15 protein-coding genes are annotated in these 14,479 nt (G+C 38.8%); 5 read left to right on the top strand and 10 right to left on the bottom strand.

Annotation, left to right across the window (positions count from 1 at the left end; translation table 11 throughout):
• Nucleotide 1 precedes the first annotated feature (1 nt).
• The 3 genes from GN157_RS16430 (at nt 2) to GN157_RS16420 (ending at nt 3,956) form a co-directional block, all read left to right on the top strand.
• A complete protein-coding gene (locus tag GN157_RS16430) occupies nt 2-1,507 on the top strand; it encodes a sensor histidine kinase (RefSeq protein WP_231749154.1) in 1,506 nt (501 codons plus the stop codon).
• An 11-nt stretch (nt 1,508-1,518) separates the two neighbouring features.
• Entirely contained in the window at nt 1,519-2,301 is a 783-nt protein-coding gene (locus GN157_RS16425) for an enoyl-CoA hydratase/isomerase family protein (protein ID WP_157484567.1), read from the top strand.
• A 101-nt stretch (nt 2,302-2,402) separates the two neighbouring features.
• Nucleotides 2,403-3,956, top strand: a complete 1,554-nt coding sequence (locus tag GN157_RS16420) for a hypothetical protein (protein ID WP_157484566.1) — start codon at nt 2,403-2,405, stop codon at nt 3,954-3,956.
• A 30-nt stretch (nt 3,957-3,986) separates the two neighbouring features.
• On the opposite strand, the gene GN157_RS16415 is transcribed toward GN157_RS16420, so the two are convergent.
• The 4 genes from GN157_RS16415 to yiaA form a co-directional block, all read right to left on the bottom strand.
• Nucleotides 3,987-4,544, bottom strand: coding sequence for a GDYXXLXY domain-containing protein (locus GN157_RS16415; RefSeq protein ID WP_157484565.1), 558 nt, complete (start codon nt 4,542-4,544; stop codon nt 3,987-3,989).
• On the bottom strand, nt 4,534-5,805 hold the full coding sequence (locus GN157_RS16410; protein ID WP_157484564.1) for a DUF2157 domain-containing protein: 1,272 nt from the start codon (nt 5,803-5,805) through the stop codon (nt 4,534-4,536). Before GN157_RS16410 ends, GN157_RS16415 begins: the two co-directional genes overlap by 11 nt.
• A 105-nt stretch (nt 5,806-5,910) precedes the next feature.
• Nucleotides 5,911-6,228, bottom strand: a complete 318-nt coding sequence (locus tag GN157_RS16405) for a hypothetical protein (RefSeq protein ID WP_157484563.1) — start codon at nt 6,226-6,228, stop codon at nt 5,911-5,913.
• A gap of 72 nt (nt 6,229-6,300) precedes the next feature.
• A complete protein-coding gene (gene yiaA, locus GN157_RS16400; protein ID WP_157484562.1) occupies nt 6,301-6,789 on the bottom strand; it encodes an inner membrane protein YiaA in 489 nt (162 codons plus the stop codon).
• A 125-nt stretch (nt 6,790-6,914) separates the two neighbouring features.
• Here yiaA and GN157_RS16395 point away from each other — a divergent pair, with 125 nt between their 5' ends.
• Nucleotides 6,915-8,435, top strand: coding sequence for a hypothetical protein (locus GN157_RS16395; protein ID WP_157484561.1), 1,521 nt, complete (start codon nt 6,915-6,917; stop codon nt 8,433-8,435).
• Here the strand turns inward: GN157_RS16395 and GN157_RS16390 are convergent.
• The 5 genes from GN157_RS16390 to GN157_RS16370 all read right to left on the bottom strand — a co-directional run bounded on the left by GN157_RS16390 (nt 8,408) and on the right by GN157_RS16370 (nt 12,223).
• Nucleotides 8,408-9,055: an HD domain-containing protein gene (locus tag GN157_RS16390; RefSeq protein WP_157484560.1), complete on the bottom strand. Its 648-nt coding sequence runs from the start codon at nt 9,053-9,055 to the stop codon at nt 8,408-8,410. The two genes, GN157_RS16395 and GN157_RS16390, sit on opposite strands and share 28 nt — an antisense overlap.
• Nucleotides 9,056-9,106: 51 nt before the next feature.
• Nucleotides 9,107-10,105: an acyl-ACP desaturase gene (locus GN157_RS16385; protein WP_035131612.1), complete on the bottom strand. Its 999-nt coding sequence runs from the start codon at nt 10,103-10,105 to the stop codon at nt 9,107-9,109.
• A 5-nt stretch (nt 10,106-10,110) separates the two neighbouring features.
• Nucleotides 10,111-10,845: a lysophospholipid acyltransferase family protein gene (locus GN157_RS16380; protein ID WP_157484559.1), complete on the bottom strand. Its 735-nt coding sequence runs from the start codon at nt 10,843-10,845 to the stop codon at nt 10,111-10,113.
• Between the two features lie 133 nt (nt 10,846-10,978).
• A complete protein-coding gene (locus tag GN157_RS16375) occupies nt 10,979-11,389 on the bottom strand; it encodes a BrxA/BrxB family bacilliredoxin (RefSeq protein ID WP_035131614.1) in 411 nt (136 codons plus the stop codon).
• 84 nt (nt 11,390-11,473) lie between these two features.
• Nucleotides 11,474-12,223, bottom strand: a complete 750-nt coding sequence (locus GN157_RS16370) for a lysophospholipid acyltransferase family protein (protein ID WP_157484558.1) — start codon at nt 12,221-12,223, stop codon at nt 11,474-11,476.
• A 75-nt stretch (nt 12,224-12,298) separates the two neighbouring features.
• On the opposite strand from GN157_RS16370, the gene trpS reads away from it, so the two are divergent.
• Nucleotides 12,299-13,270 (top strand): tryptophan--tRNA ligase, encoded by a 972-nt coding sequence (gene trpS, locus GN157_RS16365; RefSeq protein ID WP_157484557.1) that lies wholly within the window; start codon nt 12,299-12,301, stop codon nt 13,268-13,270.
• 100 nt (nt 13,271-13,370) lie between these two features.
• Here trpS and dprA read toward each other — a convergent pair whose 3' ends face one another.
• The gene (gene dprA, locus GN157_RS16360; RefSeq protein WP_157484556.1) at nt 13,371-14,474 is read right to left on the bottom strand and encodes a DNA-processing protein DprA; all 1,104 of its coding nucleotides are present in this window, start codon (nt 14,472-14,474) and stop codon (nt 13,371-13,373) included.
• Nucleotides 14,475-14,479 lie beyond the last annotated feature (5 nt).

Genomic DNA, 14,479 nt, shown 5'->3' with positions numbered 1-14,479 from the left:
AATGAAGCAGCAGTTTAAGATAAGAAAATGGTCGCTAAGGGTAAGGATATTCCTTTCCATGATATTGGTGACCCTTATAGCCTCGCTACTTATTGCTGCGGTTTCCATTTACCAGTTTGGAAAAGAGGCAAAAGAATACCATGAAGACAGGCTGGAGCGAAAGGAAAATGCCATAAAGGAGCATATTAATTACATTCTTTCTACCACTACCTACCCGCTCTCTACCGAAAACCTTCCGCTTATTTTCAGGGAAAGGATTCATGAACTGGCCAACATCCATGGGCTGGAAGTAAACATTTATGATCTTAACGGACATTTATTAAAATCATCCAAAGCCGGATTCTCGGTAGATACCGTAGACAACACTACCATACCCAAAAACATTTTAAGGGTACTGCGCAGTACTGCCGAAAAACGCTATGTAGACCTTAAAAATATTGACGGGCAAAAGTTCCGTTCCTCCTACAGCTACCTTAACGATACCAAATTCAAACCACTGGGCATACTTAACCTTCCCTACATAAAGGACGAAGGGTATTATGAAAAAGAACAGCGCAATTTCTTTATGCGCTTTGGTCAGGTATACTCCTTCATGTTGCTTATTTCGATAATTGTAGCCTATTTCCTTTCCAGTTTTATTACCAAATCACTTAAAGCCATTAGTGAAAGGATTGCCGAAACCCGACTGAGCCAAACAAACGAAAGAATACACATGGACGATTCTCCCCAGGAAATTAACCAGCTTGTAAAATCATATAACGCACTGGTAGACGATCTGGAAGACAGTGCCACAAAACTGGCACAAAGCGAAAGGGAACAGGCATGGAGAGAAATGGCAAAACAGGTAGCACACGAAATTAAAAATCCGCTTACCCCTATGCGCCTTACAGTACAGAGCTTTCAGCGCAGGTTTGACCCTAATGACCCTGATATTAAGAAAAAACTAGACGAATTTTCCATAACACTTATACAACAAATAGACACCATGAGTTCGGTGGCATCGGCATTCTCCAGCTTTGCCTCAATGCCTGCACAGCAAAACGAAACGGTTAATATTGTTAAAATTGTTCAACTGGCGCTTGAAATATTCAATGAAAGCTTTATCGCCTTTATAGCCGAAGAACCGGATATCACTACCCGTATGGACCGTACCCAGCTAATACGTATTATTACCAATTTGGTTAAAAATGCGATACAGGCCATACCTGAAGAGGAGCACAACCCTATTGTACAGGTACGTGTTTACCGTGAAGGGAATTTTGTAAAAATAGCAGTTAAAGACAACGGTAAGGGAATAACCGTAGAGAATAAAAACCGTATTTTTGAACCTAAATTCACGACCAAATCAAGCGGTATGGGACTTGGACTGGGGATTATTAAAAACATAGTGGAGAATTACCACGGAACCATCTCCTTTGAAAGTGAACTTGGCAAAGGCACTAAATTCCTGGTATCCCTGCCAATTACCGACAGTGATTTACCTATTAAAGAAACAGACAATAACTAAAATAAACTCAAATGAACTACGAAAATATTTTAGCGGAAAAAGAAAACGGGCTTGCCATAATTACCATTAACAGGCCTACAAAGCTAAACGCACTTAACAAGGCAACTATACAGGAGCTTCATGAGGCTTTTAAAGCTCTTGATGCTGATAAGGAAGTAAAAGCTATTATCGTAACCGGAAGCGGTGAGAAGGCTTTTGTTGCCGGAGCTGATATTTCGGAATTTGCCGATTTTGATGTGGCTCAGGGTGGCGAACTGGCAGCTAAAGGTCAGGAGCTGTTATTCGATTTTGTAGAGAACCTTTCCACTCCGGTTATTGCCGCAGTAAACGGTTTTGCCCTTGGTGGCGGACTGGAGCTTGCCATGGCAGCACACTTTAGGGTAGCGTCAGACAATGCTAAAATGGGATTACCGGAAGTATCTCTTGGTGTTATACCGGGCTATGGCGGTACACAACGTTTACCTCAGCTTGTAGGTAAAGGCCGTGCTATGGAGCTTATTATGACAGCAGGAATGATAGGTGCCGAAGATGCTAAAGCTTACGGACTGGTAAACCATGTAGTGCCACAGGCAGAGCTTGTAGATTTTTGTAAAGGTATTGCCTCAAAAATCATGAAAAACTCACCTGTTGCAATATCAGCAGCGATTAAGGCTATCAATGCTAACTTTACAGACGGTGTTAACGGATATGAAGCAGAAATCAAAGCATTTGGTGAAGCGTTTGGCACTGCCGATTTTAAAGAAGGAACTACCGCTTTCCTTGAAAAGAGAAAAGCCGAGTTTCCCGGAAAATAATACAAATAAATCAATTATGTTAAAAATCCAGACAAATGTCTGGATTTTTTGTTTCCTTATTTAGAAAAGTAAGAATATATTTGCTTATTAACATTTTTTTTATGAGAAACATATTACTAATTATTTCGTTTATCGTGAGTATTTTTCACACCTCCGCTCAGGAAGCAGACATTCCCTGTAATGTAAAGAAAAGTGATGTATTTAAAGATGAGTACAAACATTCAAAAATTCTGTTAGTAGAAGAAGATTCAAACGGCGGCGTATTTATTGTACGTGCATATCAGGGTAGCCTCTTATCCGGAGCAACACGTGGATTTTATTTTGAACATTATGATGCCAATCTACAGCTTATTAAAGAATATGAATATGAGCTTAAACTAGGTGTGCTAATAGGTATTGTTGTGAATAATGATATCGTACACATGATTGATTATGGCTATGATAAAAAGAAAAAACAATATGTATGTTCTGCTAATTCAGCCAATATTAAAGACTTCAAGTTTACAAAAAAAGAACTTTTCTCACTGGAATGGGATGAAGTTAAAACTCCGGGGTTATTTAATTTCGGAAGTATTGATAATGATTACATATCGAACTTTATAACAAATAACGACAAAACCGCTTTTGCTGTAACTGTTGATGTTGAAGATAAAAACGATAAGGAAAAACACCTGATACATGTATTTGACAACAATCTTAACCCTACCCTTAAACATGAATTTAAGAGAGAGGTAAAAGACAGGAAATATAAATACGAAAACATAGATATATCTGAAGACGGAAAAGTAGTTTATGTTTTGGGCAGGGTAAAAGATAAAAAAGAAGGAAAAAAAGGCGGAAGCAAAAAATACCATTATGAGCTTACCCGCATTACCCCAACCGATGCTAAAATACAAACTTTTGACACCGATGAACATTACGCACAATCTCTTAAAACGGTTTATAAAAACGACAAAATTTCCTGTGTAGGTTTTTATTCTGACAGAAATGATAACCGTTTTAAAGGTCTTTGTTACTTTGATATGGATCCTTTAACCCTCGATAAAAAAACCACCAAATTCAATGAATTTACAGAGCAGTTTCTGATAGATAAATATGGAAAGAAAAAAGAAAAAGAGCTTAAAAACATCTCTTACAGAGATATATTTTTAACCCCTGATAATGACATTGTATTTAATGCTGAAGAGTATTATATAACTACCCATCAAAGAACAGGTCAAAACGGCATGAGCACAGGCGTATATTATATTTATCATTATGATGATATTGTTACAGCAAAAATTTCACATGACGGAGAATTACTTTGGGCAAGAAATATTAACAAGCGTCAACAAACAAGTGGTGATGAATCTTACATTTCATACACCTCAATGATTGTAAATAATGATACTTACTTCTTTATTAATACAGGAGAAAAGGTAAAAAAACTTCGTAATGACAGGATACAGTTTGGACAAAAATCAGTCAAAAAATCAAACCTTAATATAATTAAGGTAAATCAAAACGGTGAATTTGAGTTTAAGGAAATTCTTGATGACAAGGATAATGAAGTCCCGTTTATGGTAGCATATGGAGCCACTACTAAAAAAGGTAACAACATTTACTTTTTAGGCAGAAAAGGCAGAAAAAAACAGCTGGTTAAATTTTCCTTATAAAATAAAAAGCCCCTCAATGAGGGGCTTTTTTTATTCCTGTTGTTCCATAACATATTCCCTTATGGGTTTATCATCAACAATAACATCCTTTAAATAGGTTTCACCATCTTTTATGGCTACTAAAGCATACGCAGGTTTAGGATTTTTGGCTGTACTGTATTTCCTGTAGGCAACTTCTGCCTGAGGGGCTTTACTTTCTTCCATATAAAAGCGGTCAAAAGGAAAGTTAAGACGTAATCCGTTTGTGCTAAAATAATAGGTCTCTGCTTTAAAGTAATCTCCTTCTTCCGGTTCTTCTCTCAAAACTTCCTTTACCCGGGCATACCCTTCACTGTCTTTTTCAATACTAACATATACATCCTGTCTCATATCCATAAGAGAATCGGTAGTTTTAAAATTTTCAGCTTCAAAACGCAGGGTGATATATTTACCTCTAAAAGGGTCATTAGGATCTATCGGTTGGGTTTTAAATTTATATACCACACCCTCATCATTTATCTTCTCTGTATCATATATCATTTTTAGCGGTACAAATGCCTGAACCACGGCCACAACCACAAATACTATAAACATGTTTTTAGTTTTCATCTTCTGGTGTATTTAAAACATTAGCCCTTTTCTTTTTAACAAGCATGGAGTTGGCCACAAAAAAACCTACCCCCACACAAACAAACAATACACCTCTCAAGGCAAAGGTCATATTGGTATCAAAAAAACGACAGATAATAAGCGCCGCGATAATTGTTAACCCGAAATTAAGCTTCCTGAAATCAACCTTATCAATACCCTGCTTTACGGTTATTACCCCAAGTGCTAAAACCATTACATTATCCAGTATTGCCGCCAGCACACTGTTTGCCATACCTATAAGATACACAACCGGAAACAGTACTGTTACAGCCTGAAAGGCATTTTTGTAAAACTGTTTACCTCCGTTTCTTATCGCTATGTATAACATCCCTGCAAACAATATTGCCCATAGTATAATGTAGTAACTTTCTACAACCTGTTGGGTTTCCATTTCTTCCCATACCCATTTAAAGGAAGAGAACAGTAATATAAAAGCAATACCTACCGATCCCAGCCTTAAATAATCATTCCGACTTTCCAGTTTAGGTAAAAGCCCGGTGTTGTATATAAAGCCCAGCAGCGCCATGTAAACAAGGAAACCAAACTCACCCACCCCCGCAAGAAAAGCCCCAAGGGTTATGATAAGGCTTAACGGAAAAAGCAGGTTAAACAATGAAGTTATCCTTCCAAAAGGATGCCCTTTTAACCTCCTTAAATAAAACGGAATAAAAGCTCCTAAAAGCAACAGGTAAGGCCATGGTCTTTCGGTTTCAAAATAGCCCGCTACAACCGCATAGTAGGTAATAAAGCCCAAATGCAAAAAGGCTAACATATTAGACCTTAACAAATACATTAAAGGCATACACAGCAAAGTCCAGCTTAAAAGATAGCCTTCAAGATCTCCGGGTATATTGTAAATTTGAGCAACAAGGGCTATTGACGAACCTACCGTAAAAAACAACAGTATACCTGCAATATCCTTAAACAGCTGACTCTTATTTTTAAATATGGCATATCCGGCAGCAATCTGGCATAACAGTAAAGGTGCTATTGCCAGTATGGTTTTTACTGTTTTTGAAAAATTATCCCAGTTATGGGCAAATATCAAAATAATGCCCAGCCCCACAAGTATAGCTCCTATACTACCAAAAATCATTAGGGTATTACTCCCCTGATCTTCTTTTTTTGCGGCATAATACCGCTCTATGTTTTTTGCCGTTTGTTCACTGATAATATTATGACTTATCAGTTCGGGCAAATCTTTAATTATCGAACTCATAGGTGATTGGTTTTAAATTAAAAGTAAGATTTTTATTCTTTATAAACATCTCTAAACTTCAGCATATCAATTAACCGCTGCTCCCTCTCGTTATCAAACCCTGATTTACATTAAAGAAAATAGTTGCCAGTAGAATAAGATCCCTGATAGGATAGTTAATACAAACGAAATTGTTTTAAGAAACCCTATCCTTATGGAGTTAGCAAAAACAAGTACAGAAACAGCCAACATACCACAATTAATAAGTGTTAGGGTATAATCACCCCTTAAACTTACAGGAAAGTATGATAGGTAAGCCTGTTTAGTTTCCTCAAAACCTTCATATTGTGCACAGGTCTTAAACCATAAAACCATATCGGCAATGGTGGTAAAAAGACATACCAACCCTAGGCCATATAAAATTATTTTTACTGTATTTTTCATAGTAAGATAATTGACGGTTAAAAAAAGCCCCGCAGTAGCTTCGGTAAGGTAAAGCTACCACAGGGCCGTCCGCTAAGCGTTTGGATTCTCCTTTTCAAATGTCTTTAAGTCGCGGGTATTTTTTTGTACGGCTATAGCAGCAAAAAGGCTCAGGGCAAACGACATTCCGTAAAAGCCTTTTTCGCTGAGTTCAAGGTCGGCATTCCAAAGTCCTATTATCAATAGTATTACCGATGCAAATGTGGTAAACCAGCTTATGCCATAATACATATCGGTTACCGGGATGCCTTCCAGCCTGTCTCTTACACTTTTTTGTACCGATACTACCGAGAAGAGCCCGAAAAGCAATATGGTAAAATAGTATCCCTTTTCGTTAAGCAGCATTGCCCCGGCATTAAAAAGTCCTATACAGTAAGAAGCCATTCCTATAATAAGGGCACACCATGAGGCTCCCACAAAGGCATTACTCGGTTTAGTTGCCCCTTGTGCAGTTGTTGTTTTCCTGAATTTGTTTTCCTGTGTGAAGGTATCATTCCCTTCGTTTGTTTTTAGCGGATCCATAATTTTTGGTTTTTAATTATGAGGCAAATCTCATATAAAACAACTAGGCACAAAACCCAAAAAACAACAAAAACTGATGATATATTATTTATATTTACATCACTAACCGTTTAAGTAGTTTTTATATGAATGCATTAGGGGAAATTATATCTATAATGTCAACAGATGATAAATCAGCATTTATAAAACATCTTAACAACAAAAACAAACGCAAAGACACCCTTAATACTGATTTGTTTAAATTACTTGAAACTGATGATATAAATACTAAAAAAAAGCTTTACGGCACTTCAAAAAACACCGATGCCTACCATGCGTTACGCAAAAGGGTATACGACAGCCTTATTAGTTTCATGGCTAACCGAAGCTTTGAAAGTAATACCGATGATGAGCACGAAATAATGCGCCTGCTTATGGTTAGCCGAGTATTTTTTGAACACAAACTATACAAAGAAGCCTTTAAGTGCCTTGCCAAAGCCGAGAGTAAAGCCTTAGCTACCGAGCATTTTTCTCTGCTTAACGAAATCTATCAAACCCAAATACAGTTTGCTCATTTTGACCCCTCGTTTAATTTGGATAAGGCAATCGCCGGTTTTTCGGCAAACAATAAAAAACTGCGAAATGAGGAACAGCTTAATCTTGCCTATGCGGTTATGCGACGTGAACTGGGTGAGATTTACCATAAAGGGAAAATTACCGACCTGCAGCAGTTAATTACCGGCACCATGAAATCGTTTGGGATATCGTTAAGGGAAGTACTTACTTTCAAATCGCTGTACCAAATGCTTTTTATTGCAAACGAATATGCCTCCATAAATAGTAATTACAGCCTTATTGAGCCTTTTTTGGAAAGAAGCTACCGTTTTATTATTACCCGTCAGGAACTGGCACAAAAGCACCTGTACTACCATATATACATATTGTATTTTATGGCTAATATCCATTTTAGGAACAGGAGGTTTACATTGTGTTCACAATACCTGGAGATAATGGCTGCCGAAATGCAAAAGCAAAATAAAAAATACTACAGCCGTTTTATTGCCCGCTACTATTTACTACATCTGCTTAACGAGAATTACAGTGGTAATGGTGAAGCCACACTAGCAATAATGACAAAAGCACTGGCAGAAACTAAAAAAGCCGATCCTACCGACAGGAACGACCTTATATTTTTTGCCGTGATATACTGGTTACAGCACAATAATGCCCGTGAGGCCCGTAGGTACATGCGCGAGTTTATCCATAGTGACAGTTGGTATGAAAAAAGAATGGGTATGGACTGGGCCATAAAACGCAGCCTCGTGGAAATTGTAATGCATACCGAACTGGAAGATACCGAACTTGCCCTTTCCCGACTAAAAGGTTTTAAAAGACGCTACAAAAAATACCTAAAGGAAGTAAACGAAGAAAGGGTACTGGCATATACCGCTTTGGTAGAAAAATATATACTGGACAAAGCCATAGCACAAAACGACACCTTTAAACAGCAACTGGATTTGTTAACACAACACGCCATTACCGAAAGCGGTGATGTATTCGTGCTTAGCTTTATAGGATGGCTACTGGCAACCGTACACAAAAAACAGGTTTACCCTACCATTCTTAGCTTGATAAACAATCACTTTTCCCCGTTCCATTCGGCATAAAACTGCGAAAGGAAACCTTCCATATACCTGTGGCGCTCTTCGGCAAGTTGCTTACCTGTTGGAGTATTCATCCTGTCTTTAAGCAGTAATAGTTTTTCATAAAAATGATTAACCGTTGGCGCAGTACTGGCCTTGTATTCCTCTTTGGTCATATTTAGGTTAGGCTGTATAGCAGGGTCATACAATGCCCTGTTTTTAAAGCCTCCGTAATTAAAGGTGCGGGCAATGCCTATAGCCCCAAGCGCATCCAGCCTGTCGGCATCCTGAACAATATCCAGCTCAACCGATGAGAATTTCTTATCAAAATTCCCACCCTTAAACGATATGTTCTCTATAATACCCACCACCTGGCTAATTATAGTTTCACTTACATTTTCCTGTTGTAAAAACTTACGTGCCGTTTCCGGGCCCACAGTTTCATCACCATCATGAAATTTACTGTCGGCTATATCATGCAGTAAAGCCCCCAGTTGTACAACAACAAGGTTACACTTTTCTCCTTTTGCAATAAGCAGGGCATTGTTATACACCCTCTCTATATGAAACCAGTCATGCCCGCCTTCGGCACCCTGCAATTGCTGTTTTACAAATGCTTTTGTTTTTTCTATAAGATTACTCATTGCAGGAAACTATATAAGATTAAAAAAGCTGCCCGAAAGCAGCTTTATATATTATTTTATCAGTGCAGGCTGCACCCATTTAAAAATGTGTGACTCCTCCGGTATTACAATTCTTTCAGATATTCTTGCCATCCTGTCCGGAAGCTTCATAAGGTAATCCCTTGCTTTCTCGGCTTCGGCAGTAAGACCGTCAATTTTATCAATTTGCCATTTGGCAATCAGTTTTCTAAGTATATCCACATAGTCCATAGCGGTATATACCCCTATGCGCTGTGCCGAATCAGAGAACTGCTCAAAAGCACTTCCTAAAGCATTACCCGACTCCCTTAAAAAATGGGCAGGCATGGTAATTTTAAGCTTCATCATGTGTTGGAAAGCCAACATCATTTCGCTTGGATCTACTTTAAAAATCCTGTCTACAAATTCACTGTATGCCATATGGTGACGCATTTCGTCTCCGGCAATAAGCTTACACATTTTAGACAGTTTATTATCTCCGTATTTTTTAGCCAGCTGCGACACACGGTTGTGTGAAATATAAGTAGCCAGCTCCTGGAAGCTTGTATAAACAAAGTTTTTGTACGGATCCCTGTCAGTACCAATATCAAAACCATCATTAATAAGATGATGTGTGGTCATTTCCACTTCACGCATATTTACCCTTCCGCTAAGGTATAGGTATTTATTAAGTAAATCGCCGTGGCGGTTTTCTTCTCCTGTCCAGTGTCTTACCCATTTGCCCCATCCGTTGCCCGGGCCTTTCTCTACCTGTTCAATACCTTCCACATCCATTAGCCATGACTCATAGGTAGGCAGTGCTTCTTCGGTAATAGTGTCACCCACTAATACCACCCAAAAATCATACGGAAGATCTTTAGCAATCTCTCTAAGCTCCCTAAGGTCTTCCTCAAAACTCTCACTCTGCGTATCAGGCAACATATCTGATGGCTGCCATATCTTCTCTACCGGTATAAGATAGTTCTCCACAAAAGAATCAATGTTCTTTTCCAAAAAGTGCATTACTTCTAAGCGGACGTTTTTTATAGACATAATTTCTAATTTTTTATTCCTTGTACAACTGCGTTCTCTGTTCTCTCCATTACCTCTTCAAAAGGAATATTTTTAATGGCAAAAGGTTCCTGTACTGTAAAAGTAACTCGGGCACCTAATCCTAACGGATACTGACCGTAACGGTTCAGTTTCCAGGAATTATTAATACTAACAGGCACAATGTAAGCACTTGGTGCGAAATTACAAAGTATTTTAAGCCCGTTTTCCGAAAACTTTTTAGGTTTCCCATTTTTACTACGGGTCCCCTCAGGAAAAATTACTGCCGATCGTGTATTCTTTTCAATGTAGGTAGCAATCTGTTTTATGGCAGGTAAGGCTTGCTTTGGGTCTTTTCTATCTATTAAAACGGAACCGCCATGTCTTAAATTGTAAGACACGCTTGGTATTCCTTTCCCTAATTCCTTCTTACTTATAAATTTAGGGTGAAATTTCCTCATAAACCAAATAATGGGAGGAATATCATACATACTCTGGTGATTAGCCACTATAACAAGCGGTACACCAGCGGGCACTTTCTCTATCCCTTCAAACTTATAGGTAGTACCTAATATATGTGTTGTTCTTACCAGAAAAAAGTTAAGTATGTCAACACTCTTTTTATGTGCCTGATAACCAAATACGTTAAGGCAAACCCACTGTACCGGATGAAATATCAGGAGAAACAGCAGAAAAACCAGGTAATACAGTATCGATATAGGATATGACAATATTTTGCCCATATATGTTTTTAAAAAATTCGCGTAAAAGTACAGTCTTTTTGGTTAATAATAAAAACATTTAGTATGCAGGCATACTAATGTAAAAAAGAAAGCCGCACCAAGGGCGCGGCTTTAAACTTTAAAAGAGCTTTTATTAGCAATGTTCGTCGTAAGCATCTTTAAGGTTCTCTGCAATCATTTCAGCAGGACGCCCTTCAATATGGTGACGCTCAAGCATATGCACAAGCTCACCGTTTTTAAATAATGCCATACTTGGTGATGACGGAGGGAAAGGGAACATAAGTTCTCTGGCTGCATCAACAGCTTCTCTGTCTACACCTGCAAAAACAGTAACAAGCGAACTTGGCTTTTTACCGTTATCAAGGCTCATTTTCACACCAGGTCTTGCGTTTCTTGCAGCACATCCGCAAACAGAGTTTACTACTACAAGTGTAGTACCTTCTTTAGAAATCGCTTCTTTTACCGCGTCTGGTGTATATAGTTCTTCAAAACCTGCTTCCGATAGTTCGGCACGCATTGGTTTTACTAGTTCTTCTGGATACATAATATATATTTATTCTTTAAAAAAGTTATTTAAACTGACTACAAAGATACGTATTTTTTAGCCAAATACTTTTTAAGCGAAGTGTTAAGCTTTTCGTTTTTGAAACTGAAGCAACTGCTGGTAAATCACCTCCCTGGTTCTCTCTTTCAGCTGTTTTTTATCGTCAAGGGTAAGTCCTTTTGTTTCTATAAAGTGGTGAACCCTAGCCCTCATAAGCCCCGGAGTCCCACTAAAAAAAGTAAAGGAGAATCGTTTTTTATTGTCGGCAAACGTCATGGGCACAATCGGTATCTGGTGCTCTATAGCAAGGCGGAAAGCTCCGTCTTTAAATTCATCCAGCAGTACATTCTCGTCATCGGGTACACCGCCTTCGGGAAAAATACAAATACTCAATCCCTGATGCAGTCTTGCCTGCGCACGCTGAAACACTTCAAAACGACTTTTGGAACTTTCCCTGTCTACCAGTATACAGGTACGTTTGTAAAAGAACCCGAAAACCGGAATTTTAACCAGTTCCTTTTTCCCTACAAAAACAAAGGGATTTTTAGAGATAATGAGCATCAGCATTATATCGGTCATAGAGGTATGGTTAGCCACAAGCATGTAGCTTTCCCCTTTTACAAACTTTTGCTCACGCTTAACGGTGTAGTAAAAGCCCATCCCGAAAAGTATGATTTTTGCCCATACCCTTGCCAGCCTGAAAAACTGCGGATAGGTTTTCTCTGAAATGATGGTAAGTATAAGTAAAGGCGACATTATGATTATAGGAACACCCATCAGGATATAAAACCAGATGCGCCAAAGTATCCAAAAAATCACCTTTAGTATTTTCATGCTGCCAAATGTAAGAATTCAATCCCTATTTTTTGGTAAAACCTTTTACCTTTGTGTAAATTTTAAAAGCATATCATGGCAAAAATATTAACTGGTATCCAAAGTACGGGAACCCCTCATTTAGGCAACCTTTTAGGTGCTATTATACCAGCCATAGAAATGGCTAACAAACCAGAGAACGAATCGTTTTTATTTATTGCCGACCTTCACTCTACCACACAGATTAAGGACGGAAAAACCCTGCGCGAAAACACGTATAGTGTTGCTGCCACATGGCTTGCGTTTGGGCTTGACATAAATAAGGTAATTTTTTACCGCCAAAGCGACGTGCCTCAAACAGCCGAACTGTCATGGTACCTTAGCTGCTTTTTTCCTTTCCAGCGATTAACACTGGCACACTCCTTTAAGGATAAGGCCGACAGGCTTGCCGATGTGAATGCCGGACTGTTTACTTACCCTATGCTTATGGCTGCCGATATATTATTGTATGACGCCGAGTTTGTTCCGGTAGGTAAAGATCAGCTACAGCACCTTGAAATTACCCGCGATGTGGCTTCACGTTTTAACCACCAAATGGGTGATACGTTTGTTTTACCGGAAGCTATTTCGAGCGAAGAAACTAAAATCATACCGGGTACCGACGGGGAGAAAATGAGTAAGTCACGCAATAACATTATTAATATTTTCCAGGAAGACAAACCGCTTAGAAAGCAGGTAATGTCTATAGAGACCGACAGTACTCCACTGGAGGAACCTAAAAATCCTGATACCTGCAATGTATTTGCCATTTATAAATTACTGGCAACTCCAGAACAGATTGAGCAAATGAGAGCCAACTATCTGGGCGGCAACTATGGTTATGGTCATGCCAAACAGGCTTTGTTTGAACTTATCGTTGAAAAGTACAAAGAGCCAAGAGAGAAGTACAAATACTACATGGAAAACCTTAATGAAGTAGATACTCTTCTAAAAACAGGTGCTGAAAAAGCGGCTGTTATTGCAAACGGTGTACTTGGAAAAGTACGTGAGAAATTAGGTTTCAACTAATACACTTCAACATAAAACAAAAGCCCGACTAACGTCGGGCTTTTGTTTTTATAGAGATTCCTCCTTCCGGTCGAAATGACAGTCTAACGGAATACTTGGCTTATATTGCTTCAAAAAGTTTTCCGGGCAGCGGCCTTATCACACCCTTAAGCTCCATTGTGAGTAATAGTGACGAAAGTTTAAATACAGGCATACCACATTCCAGCGCTATAATGTCCATTAGTTCCTTTCCGTTTTTCTGCAAAAAATCATACACCTTTTGTTCCTCATCTTCCAGCGTAATAAAAAGCTGTTTTTGGACTGCGGCAGGCTTCTGCTCTTCAATATCCCAGTTAAGCATATAAAGCAAATCGGCAGCACCCGTTAATAAATGTGCACGCTGACTTTTTATAAGATCGTTACAACCTGCACTATATTTATCGGTTATACGGCCCGGCACAGCAAACACATCCCTGTTATAATCGTTAGCAATATTTGCCGTAATAAGCGAACCGCCCTTATCGGCACTTTCTATAATAATAGTCGCTTCAGATAATCCAGCTACAATACGGTTACGCTTTACAAAATTCTCTCTATCGGGATTTGAGCTGCTCCAAAACTCAGTAAAAAAGCCTCCGTTCTCCTCCATTTTAGCCATGTACTTTTTGTGTACTTTAGGGTATATCTGGTTCAGTCCGTGTGCCAGTACCCCTACCGTTTGCAGGTTGTGTTCCATAGCCAGCTGATGGGCAAAAATATCTACGCCATAAGCAAACCCGCTTATAATTACAGGGTTTAACGGAGCAATATCTTCAATAAGCTTTCGGCAAAAATCAGCACCATAAGATGTCATTTGCCTTGTGCCTACTATACTTATGGTTTTCCTTCTCTCAAGGTTTATATTCCCCGAACTAAAAAGCAGTACTGGTCCGTCTATGCAGTGTTTCAGTCTTTCGGGATATTCCTTTTCCGTATATAATAAAGGAGTTATTTTTTCCTCCTGTATAAATTTCATTTCGGCTTCGGCCAGCTTAAAAACCTCCTTATCCTGAAGGCTTTTGTAAAGCACCTCGCCAACACCTTCTATAGCAGTAAGCTGTTGCTTTTTTGCCTCAAAAACCGCCTGGGCACTCCCCAAATGATTAATAAGTTTTTTTGCCACTATATCCCCCACACCATCAATCCTGAGCAGGGACAGTGTGTTAAACAATTCGTTGTCAGTCATTAGTA

It is taken from the genome of Flavobacterium rakeshii (assembly GCF_009741375.1).
Lineage (GTDB): Bacteria > Bacteroidota > Bacteroidia > Flavobacteriales > Flavobacteriaceae > Flavobacterium > Flavobacterium rakeshii.
This window is presented reverse-complemented; position numbering and strand designations above follow the sequence as displayed.